We start from the raw sequence: 13,329 nt of genomic DNA on the forward strand, positions 1-13,329 counted from the left end.
GCGCTGAAAGCACTGAAAGCACTGAAAGCACTGAAAGCGCTGCTCAAGAGGCTTCTCCTTCGCCGCCGTAGTAGCCATGACGCAACCGGAGCCGCATGGGATCGGTGCCGTTCATCCGAATGTGCCCACCAACCGCCCTCGAAGACAGCATGCCCGCGACGCCACCGGGCGACCCGGTCGCCGCAGGCGTTCAGCCGAGGAGTCCCCGCATGCGGTCGCAGATCCGCTCCACCCGCGCCGGGTCCGGGAAGCAGCCCGCCTTGCCCATGGCCAACTGCAGTTCCGGGCCGGAGGCGTTGAACCGGGTCATCGTGGCGCGGTCCACGGGCTGTACGACGAAGTGGATGTGCCCGGGCACGCCGCCGCTGTGCGACCACAGGCACACATAGACCTGTTCCGGAGCGGTCACCTCGGTGACGGCGGCGCTCACGCGTCGCAGCAGGGGGCCCAGTTCAGTGGATTCCGGCACCGTCAGCTCGGCGATGTGCAGCACGTGTCGAAGCGGCTTGACCACGAACGTCCCCAACCCCAGCGGACCGACGCAGTGTTCGACAACCCACCCTCCACTGCGCAGCACTTGGCCACCGGGCAGGGGGGCCGTCCCCGCCGTGAGCGCACAGGCCAGACAGCTGTCGGCGGCATCGACTCCACTCATGGGCACTCCCTCGGTTCCGAACGGCCGGTCACCACACGACGCCACACATCCGATCACGGAAACCAGCCCACCTCATCGCACAATTCCGGCCACTCGGACCGCACCCCGCCCCCGGCAGCGGTCACGAACAGCCGTTCCCGCGACGCCCCGTGACGCGTTCCCGTCTCCCCGCACCGGGCCGAATACCGACGTCGGCGCGTCGCCCGGTTGGCAACCTCCCGCCCCCGCGACATAAAGTCGATCTTGGTTGGCCTGAGCAACCTTTCCGCAGGTCAGGGCCGCCACTCCCCCCACAGAGAACAGTCACGAAGACCGGCGCGTCGCGACGACGGGCCGGTTCAGGAGGTCCCGCACATGTCCGACGCCGCCCCCCGATTCCGCAGCCATGTGGAGGACATCCTCGACGGCCTGCGGAGCGATCCCGGCAGGGAAGCCCTCGTGCACGGCGGTCGCCGTATCGGTGCCGGGGAGTTCCACGACCTCGTGCACCGGATGGCGTGGGCGCTCCAGGCGCAGGGAATCGAGCGGGGACAGACCGTCACCCTGCTCAGCGGCAACCTGCCCGAGGCGATCGCGCTGCGGTACGCCGCGAATCTGATCGGCGCGCAGGTCAACCACCTCTACAACAAGCTCGCGGCGGACGTGCAGGCCACCATCGTGCGGGACGTGGAGACGCGGGTGCTCGTGGTCGACCCCCGGATGACCCGGCGGGCGGAGGAGATCGTCGCGGTTGTGGACGTGAAGTCGGTGCTCACCCTCGGCCCGTCCGGCACCGACCAGGACGCGCCCGACGCCCAGGACCTCCTCGCGCTGGCCGCCCTCCAGTCCCCCGAGCCCTTCCCCAGCCAGGCCGAGCCCGACACCATCTGCGCCATCCGGCACACCGGCGGCACCACCGGCCACCCCAAGGGGATCTGCACCACCTACCGGCAGGTGCAGGAACAGCGCACCGCCCGTCCGGACGACGACGGCAGCACCCCGCCCCGCCAGCTCATCGTCACCACCATCGCGCACGCCGCCGCCATGCTCGCCGACGGGGTGCTGGAGACCGGCGGCACCGTCGTCCTGCTCGACGACTTCGAGCCCGGCGAGGTGCTCGACACCATCGAGCGCGAGCGCATCTCCCACATGTGGCTGTTGCCTCCCCTTCTGTACCAGCTCCTGGATCACCCCCACATGGAGCACACCGACACCTCTTCGCTGCGCCAGGTGGTGTACGGCGGCTGCCAGGCCTCCCCCACCCGGATCGCCGAGGCGGTACGGCGCCTGGGTCCGGTGCTGATGCAGGGCTACGGCCAGAACGAGGCCGGCATCATCAGCATCCTCTCCCCCGCCGACCACGACCCGGACCGCCCGGAGCGGCTGCGCACAGCGGGGCGGATCCTGCCCGGCGTCGACGTGGAGATCCGCGACGAGAACGGCACCGTCCTGCCCAACGGCGAGCACGGCGAGATCTGTGTCCGCTCCGCCATGGCGATGGAGGGCTACTGGAAGCAGCCCGAGCTGACCGCCGAGGTCCTGAAGGACGGCTGGCTGCACACCGGTGACATCGGCTTCCGCGACGACGACGGCTATCTCACCGTCGTGGACCGCATCAAGGACATGATCGTCGTGGTGGGCGGCCATGTGTACACCACCGAGCTGGAAGACCTGCTCAACAGCCACCCGGACGTCCGCCAGAGCGCGGTGTTCGGCGTCCGCGACGCGGACCGCATGGAACAGGTCCACGCCGCCGTCCTGCTCGCTCCCGGCGCCACCACCGGCGCGGACGAGCTGCGCGCGATGGTCCGGGCGGCGCGCGGCGCGATGTACGAGCCCGCGAGCATCACCTTCCCGTCCGAGCTGCCTCTGACCGATGTGGGCAAGCCGGACAAGAAGGAGCTGCGCCGCCTCGCCACGGCCCCCACGGTCTGACACCGGGACCACGGTTCGAGCCGCCGCCCCGCGCCTCAGGGTGTGGGGCGGCCCCATGTCCGCCGCTTGGCCAGTGGCTTGGCATAACCCCCCACCCGGCTCGTCGTCAGATCCAGCGTGACGAGCGATTCGGCCAGCTTGACCGCCGCCGCCACACCGTCGACCACCGGCAGGCCGAGCCGGTCGGCCAGCTCCCGCCGCAGTCCGGCCATTCCGGCGCAGCCCAGGACCAGCGCCTCCGCCCCCGACCGGACGGCCCGTTCGGCGGCGGCCAGGAACGCGGCCTCGGTGCGTTCCGGGTCGTCGGCCAGGTCCAGGACGCCGAGCCCGGTGCCGATCACCGCCGCACAGTTGCGGGCCACTCCCGCCGTCTCCAGGCTGTCCTCGATCTGGCCGCGCGCCCGGTCGAGCGTGGTCACGACGGCGTAGCGCCGGCCGAGCAGGCACGCCAGGTGGGCGGCGGCCTCGGTGATGTCCACGACCGGTACGTCCACCAACTCCCGTACGCCCTCGCGTCCGTGCTCACCGAAGCCCGCCATCACCACCGCGTCGTACGGCGGACCGTCGTACGTGCGGAGCGTGTCCAGGACGGCGGCTGCGGAGAGGTGGCTGTCGAGCCAGCCCTCCGCCGACTCCGGGCCCCAGGCGGGAGTCAGTCCGGTCACCGTCGTGCCCGGAGCCGCCACGGCGCGGGCCGCGTCGACGATCTCCTCCGTCATGGCCGTGGTGGTGTTGCAGTTGGTGAGGACGATCCGCACGCTCCTCAGCCCTCCACCACGGTCCCGCTTCGTTCGCCCCGGCACAGCATGGCGTACAGGCCCGCGGCCATCGCGGCGCCGACGAACCACGAGTACGGGGCCACGGTGTCGAAGGACTTCACCAGCGCGAGCACCGCCGCGACCGCCGCGGAGGGCAGAAAGGCGTACAGGGCCTTGGGGTTGACGCCCTTGCGGTAGTGGTACGGGGAGCCCGGGGCCGCGTCGAAGAGGGCGTCGACGTCCACCCGGCCCTTCTTCACGGCGTAGTAGTCGACCATGATCACGCCGAACAGCGGGCCGAGGAACGCGCCGAGGCCGCCGAGGAAGTAGTTGACCACGGTGGGGTCGGAGAAGAGGTTCCACGGCGTGACGACCAGGGCGGCGACGGTGCTGATCATGCCGCCGGTCTTGAAGGTGATCCGCTGCGGCCAGACGTTGGCCAGGTCGTAGGCCGGGGACACGAAGTTGGCGACGATGTTGACGCCCATGGTGGCGACGGCGAAGGTCAGCGCGGCGCACACGAGGACCCAGGTGTTGCCGACCTTCGCGACCAGTTCGGCCGGGTCCGTGACGGCCTTGCCGAACACCTTCAGCGAACCGGCCGTGACGATCACGGAGACGACCACGAACGCGGTCGAATTCACCGGCAGGCCCCAGAAGTTGCCGCGCCGGACCGTGCGGTAGTCGGGTGCGAAGCGGGAGAAGTCGCAGAAGTTGAGCATCAGGGTGCCGTACGTCGCGAGGATCAGGCCGATCGCGCCGAACCACTGCCGCCACTGCTCGCCGACGGACACGGGGTGCGGGGTGGAGGTGAGCGAGATGCTCCAGTGGGCCTTCGCCAGCACCCACACCGCCAGCGCGATCATCACCAGCCAGATCGCGGGGCCGCAGAAGTCCTGGAACCTGCGCACGGACTCCATGCCCCGGCTGATGATCAGCGCCTGGATCGCCCAGAGGGCGAGGAACGAGATCCAGCCCAGCGCGTCGAGTCCGAGGAAGGAGTGGTGCGTCAGCTCGTCGAGCCCCGGCCAGGCAGCCAGCAGCATCACGTTCACGGCGACGGATGCCAGATACGTCTGGATGCCGTACCACATGATGGCGATCACCGCCCTGATGAGGGCCGGTATGTTCGCGCCCCACACACCGAAGGCGATCCGGCTGACCACGGGGAACGGCACTCCGTGGCGCTGACCGATCCGGCCCATCCAGTTCATGCCGACGAAGATGAGCACGAAGCCCACCAGCAGGGAGGTGAAGACCTGCCAGACGTTCATGCCGAGTACCAGCAGACCGGCGGCGAAGGTGTAGTTGCCGAGGTTGTGGACGTCGGACATCCACAGGGCGAAGAGGTCGAAGACCTTCCAGTTCCGCTGTCCTGCGGGGGCGAGGTCTTCGTTGGTCAGGCGCGGGTCGGGGGTGTACGCGGGGGCGGCTGCGGCGTGGTCGGCGAGGGACACGGGGCCTCCATGGACCGGGGGGACGGAGGGCGGCGATCGTTTGGTATACCAAACAGGCCGTCATGGTCCCGTCGTCGATCGTTCGGAGGGATGTCGCCGCCGTTACGGCTCCGTAAAAGCGTTGCCGGACAAGGAAGATGACCTCATGAGCCCCAGCACGGCGAAGAACGGATCCCTCGGCGCGGTGCGCGAGCACGTCCTGGCGACACTGCGTCAGGACATCATCGCGGGGCGCCTCGGTCCCGGTGACCGGCTGGTGGAGCGGGAGTTGGCGGAGCGGTTCGGTGTCTCGCGGGTGCCGGTGCGGGAGGCGATCCGCGCCCTGGTGGCCGAGGGCTTCGTCCTCTTCGAGTCGGCACGCCGCAGCGTCGTACGCCGCCTCACGCGGGACGACGTCCGTGAACTCTTCGAACTCCGCGAGGCGTTGGAGGTGTACGCGACCGGGCTGGCCGCCGCCCGGGCGACGGACCGGGATCTCGGGGAGCTGCGCCAGCTGCTCGACGAGGCCGCCGCCGCGACGGAAACGGGCGACGCCGAGACGATCACGGACGTCAACACCCGCTTCCACGACCGCATTCTGGCGACGGCAGGCAACAACCTGCTCGTCTCGGTCATGGAACCGGTCGACGGCCGACTGCGCTGGCTCACCCGCCGGAACACGAAATGGTCCGAACTCCTCACCGAACACCGCGAGTTGTACGGCGCCATCGCCTCCGGCGACGCGGAACGCGCCCGCGCGCACGCCCTCGCCCACGTCCGCGCCACCCACCGCTCGACCGTGCGGCATCTCTTCGGCGAGGACGGCGGAACGTCCGCCTGACCTCCGGGCGGAGGGACGGCGTGCGAGCCCCCTCATGGTCACAAGCGGAATCGCTTATGTGTTTTGCCGGGGGGCTGTTGCGCCGTTTGCTCTGTTTCCGGCCACCTGTTGGCTATTCTCTTGCGTTGCCGGGATCGATGGTTCGGGAATTTCCGTTCCGGCGAGAGGGGTTGCTCGTGCTGTTCGTGCACGGAGCTTCGGTGACGGCGGTGGTCCGCGGCAGTACTGGTGAGCCGGTGGTGTTGATCTCGGGTCAGCCGTTTCCAGTGGCTTCCGGATCACACCGGACGGATTTGATCAATGCGGCCCGCGCCGTTCTGGACGCGGCGGAATTCCGCGTGTTCGAGAAAGTGGCGGCGGGGTGGGAGGCGGGGGTTCCCGACAGGTTCGTGACGGCGGACGGCGAAGTCCTGTCCGTGTTCCAAGTGCGGGTCGACTGAGGAATCGTTCTGCCGCGCGCACCCGAGCGAAAACGCTTCCCGCATGACGGCGCCGCCCGCCGCCGGACTTTCCGGCGGCGGGCGGCGCGGGCCTTCTCCGGTTACCGGCGCCAGCGCGGGAAGCAGTCCCGGTAGTTGTCGTAGCGGTCCCAGGCGTTGCGGTGGTTGCAGTGACGACGCCAGTCGTCGTAGCTGCGGCAGTCGCGGCCGTTGTAGGAGTAACGGCCGTGACGGTAGTCGTTGTTCCGCCAGTGGTCGTAGTTCTGCGCGGGCAGCGTGCGGTACGCCGACGCCACCGGGGTCGAGGCGGCGGAGATCGGAGCGGCGGCCGCCTGCGTGGAGAGCGGGACCACGACAACGCCGGCCGTCAAGACTGCTCCGGCCACCGCCTTAGCGAAGGTCTTCACCTAAATTCCTTTCGGACATCAGGGTTTCGGTTCGGCCCTGTTGATGCAGCTGACGCTACCTCACCTTTCTTGCGATTCAGGCAAGTCGGGCGGGCGGCCAATTTCCGCGACGCGCTGTGACGCGGATGCGAAATCAGCAGCTCAGCGGCGGGTTCGGGGGGATTTTCCACACGTACCTGACGATTCGGCAGCGCGCGTCCGAGCAGGTGAATTCGCGAATGGGGCGACCGCTTCATGCCGGTGGATCATCAGTGATCATCGAGGTCAATGCGGCCGATTTATCGCCCCGCCTTTCGTGAAGTATCGCGTCGAGAAAACGGATGGTCGCCCATAAAGGGGTGCGCTGCTTTCGCCCTTTGTTTTTCGGGGCACGCTCACCGCTGCCCGACAGCCCGTCACTTCCGTTGCCCCTCGGGCGAACCGCATAGGCCCCCACGCTCGACGCGTCGGCGTGGCGCAGGCACGCGCACGCCCTCCCGCCACCGAAGGGAACAGAGTGTCTATTTTGAAACTATGTCCGATATAGAGGATTTGCACTGTCAGATCCCATTCGGCTACTGTCCGACACCTCCGGACGAAACGTCCAGAGACTCTGGACAGCGAGTTGGCTGTTTGACTGCGCGTTCCCTTCTCGCAGGCTCGCTGTTCAGGCCCCCGTGGCCGGGCTCCTTATGGCCCGGTCGCGGGGGACGCAGGGCCGCGTCCCGGTTCGTCCGTCGCTGTCCGCCGGCTCGCCCGCTACCCCCTGGGCAGGCCGGTGCGGCGGTGGACACCGGGGGGCGGTGCGCCAGGACAGGCGGGGAGCCAAGGCATCCCCGATGGGCCGACTCCTGGCGCATACACATCCGTTCAACGATGAAAGGTGCATCCACATGAACATCGACCAGCTTGAGGCCGAGACCGCCGAACTGCTTCCGTCCCGCGAGGCGCTGGGCCGGTTCTCGTTCAACCTCACCAAGCTGACGAACGTGACCCGGAAGGTCGCGACCATCGACGCCCACAACGAGTCCGCCGCGGTGAACCAGTACTCGCCGCTCGCCGTGGCCCAGTCCTCGGCCGCTCAGGGCATCAGCGTCAACCAGTAACAAGCCGGGCGGTGCGAGGTGACGGATCTGCCCGGCCCGTCCTCGCACCGCCCTCCCGAGTGCTGCTCGACAGCAGCGGGCTCTGCCCCTGCGCAAACGGTTCTCCTTCGCGCCTGCCCACCGGTACGGCGCGGAGGAGAACCGTTCGGGCATCACCCCCGGGCGCGGAGTACCGGCTCGCGCGCCCCATCGACTTCCCCCGCAGTGGAGACCACCATGACGCCGTCCGGAGACGACCCGCTCATGGGCAGGGTGCGGGTTCCCGCCCCCCGTCCCGGCCCGGACCAGGTTCAGGACCAGGTCCAGGACCTGAGCGCGGACCGGGACGACGAGCAGGACCACGACCCGGGACTCGCGACGGAGCGACCGGTCCCGGCCACGTCGGCACCGGCGGCGGACCCCGGGTCCGGCACCGGCCCCGACGCCGCCCTCCATGTCCCCCACCCCAGCCCCGGCCTCGAACTGCTCGGTGAATACCGGGGATCGGGGTTCACCGAGCGCAAGTACATGGTGCGCCGGGCGGACGGCCAGATGCTGATGCTGTCCCGGCTGCTGTACCTCGTCGTGGCGTCGGTCGACGGTGTCCGCACCGCCGAGGCCGTGTCCCACCGGGTCAGCGGCCGGTACGGCGCCGAGGTCACCGCGCAGAACGTCATGTATCTGGTGGAGCGGCGGCTGACGCCGCTCGGCGTCACTCGCCCCGGGCCCGGCGAGGAGCAGGAGGCGAAGCTGCCGCGCTCCGATCTGATGCTGGCCCTGCGCGGTCACCGGGTGATCTTCCGCGAGGAGCAAGTGGCGCGGATCGCCTCGGCGTTGGCGTGGCTGCACTGGCCGCCGATGGTGGCGCTGATGCTGGCCGGGGTGGTCGCCGTCGACATCTGGCTGTTCGCCGTCCACGGCGCGATCACCCCGGTGCTGAAGGTCCTGGAACAGCCGGTGTGGATGATCACGCTGTTCGTGCTCACCGTGGCCTCCCTGCTCTTCCACGAGTTCGGGCACGCCTCGGCCTGCCGCTACAGCGGCGCGGCGCCGGGGAAGATCGGCTGCGGCATCTTCCTGATCTGGCCGTCGATGTACACGGACGTGACCGACGTGTACCGGGCGGGCCGGGCAGGTCGGCTGCGCACCGGCCTGGGCGGGGTGTACTTCAACGCCGTGTTCATGCTGGCGCTGGCCGCCGCCTATGCCCTGACCGGGCAGCCCGTCTTCCTCGCCGCCGTCTACCTCACCCACTTCGAGGTTCTCGAACAGCTGATGCCGATCGTCCGGCTCGACGGCTACTACATCCTGGGGGACCTCGCGGGCGTGCCCGACCTGTTCGGCAGGATCAAGCCGGTCCTGCTGGGCATGCTGCCGGGCCGCCGCCGTCGTACGGGCGCGGGGGCGAACGATCTCAACCGCCCCGCGCGGATCACGGTCACCGCCTGGGTGCTGGCGGTCATCCCGGTGCTGGCCGCCGAGACGGCGTACGTCCTGTGGAACCTGCCCCGGCTGCTGACCACCGCGCTGCGCAGCCTCGCCCACCAGTGCACGGGCACGTACGCCGCCTTCGCCGACGGTCGTCCGGCCGCCGGGGTCGTGGGGGTCGTCGGCGCCCTGATGCTGCTGTGCCCGCTGGCCGGCGGCATCTATCTGGCCTGCCGGGTGGGCGTCCGCCTGGTGCGTGCCGCGCTCCGGGCGACCCGGGACCGGCCCGCGAAACGGCTGCTTCTCGCAGCCGCCGTGGGCGCGGGCGTGCTCGGTCTGTCGTTCGCGTGGTGGCAGGGGCTCACCCCCCGGCCGCTCCCGGCGGCGGCGCCGGTCACACCCGTCCTGCAACCGGCCGCGCCCACGCCCCGGCCCGCACCGCCCACGCCCTCCGGCTCTCCTTCGCCCTCCGCGTCGCGGCCGGAGGCGAGCGCTTCCGTCGTACGTCCGCTGCCCCGCCGTACGCCCGTCGCCCCAAGTCGCCCTGTCCGGCCCGCCGTACCGCCGGTCACCGCCACCGCGACGCCTGCCGCTCCGCGGCACTCCGCCTCGGCCCGGCCCACGACCGCGCCTCCGGACCGGCCCGCGCCGTCCTCCTCGGACGAGCCGGAGCCCTCCGGGTCCGCGTCGGCGCCGCCCCCTGCGACCACCCTCCCGCCCACGTCCGCTCCGGCGAGCCCGACCGAGCCCCCGGACGGACACCGCCCCCAACACAGGAGCCAGTCATGAAACATCGCAAGCCACACACCGGTCTTCTCAGGAGCCGGGTGGCCGGGATCGGCGTGGCGGCCACCGCCGCGCTGGCCGCGACCGCCACCGTTCCCGCCACCGCCGTCACCCTCCCGACCGCGCCCACCGCCCCGAGCGGCGCGGCCGGCCGGGCGGCGGTCGCGGTGGACCTCGCCAACTCCCGCGCCGACAGGACCCGCATGTACGACTTCGACGAGAGTTTCCGTATCCACGAGTACGGCCCCACGGTCGCCGTCACCGCCAACAACCGTGCCACCGCCGTCTCGGCGGGCTGCTCGGCCGACGCCCCGTGCCGTTCGATCGCGCTGTCCTTCCAGATCGTGACGACGGCGGGCAGCAATGCCCGGCTCATCAACGCCACCAACCTCAGCCGGGCGTTGAACGAGCACTGCCCGAGCTGCGAAACCCTGTCGGCGGCCTACCAGTTCGTGGTGGCCACTCCGCGCGAGTTCCATCTCAGCAAGGCGTCGCGCTCCGAACTCGCCGGTATCGAACGGCAGGTGGAGGCGCTGCGGACCTCACGGCTGCCCATCGCCCGGATCCGGGAGCGGGCGGACGCGCTCGCGCAGCAGGTCAAGGTCATCCTCGACCGCGAGACGGCGCGTGCCCCGCGTGGTGACGCGCGTGATCCGCGCACCAACTTCGCGCCCACCGTGACCATGCACCGCCACATGCGCTGACCCCGGTCGGCCCGAGCGGGGTCCGGCGCCGCGCACGCGGTGCCGGACCCCGCCGCCCCGGCGGACCGCCCGTACCGCCCGTACCGCCGGGCAGATCGTCCGCACCACCGGGCAGGGAGCGTCCGCCCCGGCACGCCCCGGCCCGGCCCGGAAGAGCACCACCCGACCCGGAAGAGAAGTCAGGCTCCGCCCGTACGAGTGACCGGGCGACCGGCATGAACCCCGACACCGGAGACGTGACCCAGTGAGCCCACACCACCCCGAGCTGCGTGATCTCGCCATGGAACTCCTCTCGCAAGGACGTCCGGCCAGGGAGATCGCGCAACGCCTGCGGATCTCGCCGCAGACCGTCTACCGCTGGCGCAGGACCCGTGTCCCCCGGCCCGAGGTGGCGCAGACCCGCAGCCGCATCGCGGAGCTGGAGCGGGAGATCCTGATGCACCGCAGAACGATCGAGGCCCTGAAAGACGCGATGCCCCCAAAAGGCGCTACGCGGTCGTTTCTCAAGTAGCCGCGCACGGACACCCGATCAGCAAGCTCGTCGCCCTCCTCGGTGTCTCCGAGTCCGGCTACTACGCCTACCGGAAGCGACCGCCGTCACCCCGCGCCCTGCGCCACGCCTGGCTCACCCAGCTGATTCTGACGATCCATCACGAGTCGGGCGCGTCCTACGGCTACCGCCGCATCCACCAGGTACTCCACGACCGCTACGGCGTCACGGTCAGCCACGGAACCGTCGAACACCTCATGCGGCAGGCCCGCATCCACGGCAAGACCGGCCGCACCGCCGCCCCGAACCCCTGACGGACAGTATGAACACAGCAGCAGCCCCGCCCGGTACAGCGCATCCGTACCTCCCCGTCCATCCCGTGCCGGACACCGCCGGACCGCAGGCCCAGCGCATCCGCCTCTACAGCGCGCTCGACACCCTGCGCGCGCCGCTCGGTGCCACCGACATCCAGGCGGTCTTCGACATCGCCGAACTCGACGCCGCCACCGTGCAGACGGTGATCGGCTGGATCACCGGCCCGCGCACCGCCGGGCTGGCGACTGCTCCCCTTACTCCGCCTCTTCCGGCGCTTCCGCCGCAGCCGTTCCCGCCGTCAGCAGGGATTCCACCAGGACCGCCACATGGCGGCGGTCCGCCGCGCTGAGCCGGCACACGCTCGCGATGAGGATCTCGACCTCGGGGTCGGCCTGTTCGGGCACCGACTCGTAGTAGAGGCTGACCCCCGCCGCCTCGGCCGCCGCGCGCCGCAGCGGCTCCACCGGGACGCCGAGGCCGCGGGCCAGACCCTCCAGCGTCGCGTCCTGCGGCATGCGCGCGAGGCGGGTCGCCGTCGCCAGGTGATGCACCGTGGAGCGTGAGATGCCGCCGCGCCGGGCCACATCGCCATAAGACCAGCCAAACCGATCCAACCTACTCCTGATCAGCTCCCGCAGCGAACTCGACACCACCGGCACATCCCATCGGAGACACAACATCCATCTGCCTAAGACCCAACGACCCGCCCCCCGAAGTCGTTCTGCCCCGCACCCCGGTCGAGTGGCGCGGGGTTGACACTCCCGTCACCGCCAGGCCGCCTGAATCCGGTCGAACTCCGCCCGCAGCCTTCGGCTCCGCACGACGGGGCACATCCAGTCCACGTCCGTCGGCCGCAGCTGCCACAGACCATCCTGGTCCAGGGTCAGCAGCAGGCGCTCGGCGTGCACGGCCAGCCAGTCGTCGGCCCCGAGGTCACGGGCGAGGCGGAGCACACCGATCACGAGCGTGGGCGTGCGGCGGTCCTCCGGGATGTGGTCGTGAAGGGTGAGAGCGGTGGCGAGGATCGTCTCGGCGTCATCGCGGGCCGCTCCTCGCCACAGGTGCGTGGTCACCGCCTCCTTGAGCAGGCTCTCCAACCTCAGTTCGGCCGTACCACCGTTGTCCAGCGCGGGCGCCTCGCGGCGGAACCTGCGGGCGATCGGGGCGAGTTCGGCAGGGGAGACGTCCCGACGCCCGGCCAGCCGCGCCAGACAGTCGGCCAGCACCAGCCAGGTCCGGGCGGCGACCCCACCGGAACCGGTGTGCTGGGGCGAAGTCAGGTCGTCCAGCAGGGGGATGGCGATTCCGGGCGGTAAGTCATCGGCCACGTCCCGGAGATGACGCGCGACGAGGTCGACGGCGAGGGCACCGTTGTCTCCGGCGAGCGCCCGTAAGCCCTCGAGAATGCCCGGGTGCAGCCCGTGCGGTGACCGTGGGTCCGGGCGGCAGAGGAGGGCGATCAGGTCGTGAGCCGCGGATACGCCCTTGTCGCCGTCGAAACGGTACGTGATGAAGGCGTCCGGCACACGGTCGAGCAGGGGTGCCACAGCCTGGAGCAGACACTGGAGGTCGGCGTCCCAGATGAAGGCCGCGAGGGTGTGCAGACGGGTGGAGAGTGGCTGCTGCTCGACGGCGTGCGCGGCGGCCGCAAGTTCTCCGAGGCCGCTCAGGTCGAGCGCCCAGGCCGGGTCGAGCGCGGCGGGGTCCGTGCCGGGCATGACGACGAGGTCGCGGGTGTCGCGGTCGACGGGCTGGACCCGGAGCGAGGTGATGAAGGCGCCCCAGGATGCCTCCCCGAACTGTGAGCGCCAGAGGTGGGTCTGGCGGCGCCAGCGGTCGAGGGTGGCGTCGCCACCGATGACCCGGGAGACCGGCAGGGGGCTTTCGACCTGGGCGGCCAGGAGCAGGAGGTTCGCGGTATAGATCGCGTCCTGCCGGATGCGGTGGGCTGGGGCCGGGAGGTAAGGAACGAGGGTACGGCGCGAGTCGTCCGCGAGGGTCCGCCGAAACAGGACGCCCAGTAACGCGACCAGGTCGGACCGGTGTTGGGGCGGCAACGGAGAAAGCAGTTCTCCCACATTCGCCAAGACC

14 protein-coding genes are annotated in these 13,329 nt (G+C 70.4%); 8 read left to right on the forward strand and 6 right to left on the reverse strand.

Features of this window, described 5'->3' with window-relative positions:
• Positions 1-190: 190 nt before the first annotated feature.
• Positions 191-655: an HIT family protein gene (locus B079_RS0111600; protein WP_026248591.1), complete on the reverse strand. Its 465-nt coding sequence runs from the start codon at positions 653-655 to the stop codon at positions 191-193.
• Positions 656-1,009: 354 nt separating this feature from the next.
• Between B079_RS0111600 and B079_RS0111605 the strand changes: the two genes are divergently transcribed.
• Complete coding sequence (locus B079_RS0111605) at positions 1,010-2,569, forward strand: AMP-binding protein (protein ID WP_018545969.1); 1,560 nt, start codon at positions 1,010-1,012, stop codon at positions 2,567-2,569.
• A 35-nt stretch (positions 2,570-2,604) separates the two neighbouring features.
• Here the strand turns inward: B079_RS0111605 and B079_RS0111610 are convergent, their stop codons facing one another.
• Together B079_RS0111610 and B079_RS0111615 are read right to left on the reverse strand one after the other, a co-directional pair.
• Positions 2,605-3,327, reverse strand: coding sequence for an aspartate/glutamate racemase family protein (locus B079_RS0111610; protein ID WP_018545970.1), 723 nt, complete (start codon positions 3,325-3,327; stop codon positions 2,605-2,607).
• A 5-nt stretch (positions 3,328-3,332) separates the two neighbouring features.
• Positions 3,333-4,784 carry an NCS1 family nucleobase:cation symporter-1 gene (locus tag B079_RS0111615; protein ID WP_018545971.1) on the reverse strand — a complete coding sequence of 484 codons (1,452 nt, stop codon included), beginning with the start codon at positions 4,782-4,784 and terminating at the stop codon, positions 3,333-3,335.
• A gap of 145 nt (positions 4,785-4,929) precedes the next feature.
• Between B079_RS0111615 and B079_RS0111620 the strand changes: the two genes are divergently transcribed.
• On the forward strand, positions 4,930-5,604 hold the full coding sequence (locus B079_RS0111620) for a GntR family transcriptional regulator (RefSeq protein ID WP_018545972.1): 675 nt from the start codon (positions 4,930-4,932) through the stop codon (positions 5,602-5,604).
• A 176-nt stretch (positions 5,605-5,780) separates the two neighbouring features.
• Positions 5,781-6,044, forward strand: coding sequence for a hypothetical protein (locus B079_RS31765; protein WP_018545973.1), 264 nt, complete (start codon positions 5,781-5,783; stop codon positions 6,042-6,044).
• A 101-nt stretch (positions 6,045-6,145) separates the two neighbouring features.
• Here B079_RS31765 and B079_RS0111630 read toward each other — a convergent pair whose 3' ends face one another.
• Positions 6,146-6,451 carry a hypothetical protein gene (locus B079_RS0111630; RefSeq protein ID WP_018545974.1) on the reverse strand — a complete coding sequence of 102 codons (306 nt, stop codon included), beginning with the start codon at positions 6,449-6,451 and terminating at the stop codon, positions 6,146-6,148.
• A gap of 872 nt (positions 6,452-7,323) precedes the next feature.
• On the opposite strand from B079_RS0111630, the gene B079_RS0111635 reads away from it, so the two are divergent.
• The 5 genes from B079_RS0111635 to B079_RS36540 all read left to right on the forward strand — a co-directional run bounded on the left by B079_RS0111635 (position 7,324) and on the right by B079_RS36540 (position 11,237).
• Positions 7,324-7,536, forward strand: coding sequence for a hypothetical protein (locus B079_RS0111635; protein ID WP_018545975.1), 213 nt, complete (start codon positions 7,324-7,326; stop codon positions 7,534-7,536).
• A 216-nt stretch (positions 7,537-7,752) separates the two neighbouring features.
• Positions 7,753-9,732: a hypothetical protein gene (locus tag B079_RS0111640; RefSeq protein ID WP_158684967.1), complete on the forward strand. Its 1,980-nt coding sequence runs from the start codon at positions 7,753-7,755 to the stop codon at positions 9,730-9,732.
• The gene (locus B079_RS0111645) at positions 9,729-10,433 is read left to right on the forward strand and encodes a hypothetical protein (RefSeq protein WP_026248592.1); all 705 of its coding nucleotides are present in this window, start codon (positions 9,729-9,731) and stop codon (positions 10,431-10,433) included. Before B079_RS0111640 ends, B079_RS0111645 begins: the two co-directional genes overlap by 4 nt.
• Positions 10,434-10,677: 244 nt before the next feature.
• A complete protein-coding gene (locus B079_RS35810; protein WP_018545978.1) occupies positions 10,678-10,944 on the forward strand; it encodes a helix-turn-helix domain-containing protein in 267 nt (88 codons plus the stop codon).
• Between the two features lie 125 nt (positions 10,945-11,069).
• Positions 11,070-11,237 (forward strand): transposase, encoded by a 168-nt coding sequence (locus B079_RS36540; protein ID WP_420705769.1) that lies wholly within the window; start codon positions 11,070-11,072, stop codon positions 11,235-11,237.
• Positions 11,238-11,492: 255 nt separating this feature from the next.
• Here B079_RS36540 and B079_RS0111660 read toward each other — a convergent pair whose 3' ends face one another.
• Positions 11,493-11,918 (reverse strand): helix-turn-helix domain-containing protein, encoded by a 426-nt coding sequence (locus tag B079_RS0111660; protein WP_234016781.1) that lies wholly within the window; start codon positions 11,916-11,918, stop codon positions 11,493-11,495.
• 84 nt (positions 11,919-12,002) lie between these two features.
• Positions 12,003-13,325: a hypothetical protein gene (locus B079_RS0111665; RefSeq protein ID WP_158684969.1), complete on the reverse strand. Its 1,323-nt coding sequence runs from the start codon at positions 13,323-13,325 to the stop codon at positions 12,003-12,005.
• Between the last annotated feature and the right edge of the window lie 4 nt (positions 13,326-13,329).

This window comes from Streptomyces sp. LaPpAH-108 (assembly GCF_000373625.1).
Classification (GTDB): domain Bacteria; phylum Actinomycetota; class Actinomycetes; order Streptomycetales; family Streptomycetaceae; genus Streptomyces.

What these genes read in the sequence shown, in the direction of transcription:
- B079_RS0111600 (WP_026248591.1), bottom strand. Translation starts at nt 655, where the DNA reads ATGAGTGGAGTCGATGCCGCCGACAGCTGTCTGGCCTGTGCGCTCACG.
- B079_RS0111645 (WP_026248592.1), top strand. Translation starts at nt 9,729, where the DNA reads ATGAAACATCGCAAGCCACACACCGGTCTTCTCAGGAGCCGGGTGGCC.
- B079_RS0111640 (WP_158684967.1), top strand. Translation starts at nt 7,753, where the DNA reads ATGACGCCGTCCGGAGACGACCCGCTCATGGGCAGGGTGCGGGTTCCC.
- B079_RS0111605 (WP_018545969.1), top strand. Translation starts at nt 1,010, where the DNA reads ATGTCCGACGCCGCCCCCCGATTCCGCAGCCATGTGGAGGACATCCTC.
- B079_RS0111620 (WP_018545972.1), top strand. Translation starts at nt 4,930, where the DNA reads ATGAGCCCCAGCACGGCGAAGAACGGATCCCTCGGCGCGGTGCGCGAG.
- B079_RS0111635 (WP_018545975.1), top strand. Translation starts at nt 7,324, where the DNA reads ATGAACATCGACCAGCTTGAGGCCGAGACCGCCGAACTGCTTCCGTCC.
- B079_RS0111660 (WP_234016781.1), bottom strand. Translation starts at nt 11,918, where the DNA reads ATGTTGTGTCTCCGATGGGATGTGCCGGTGGTGTCGAGTTCGCTGCGG.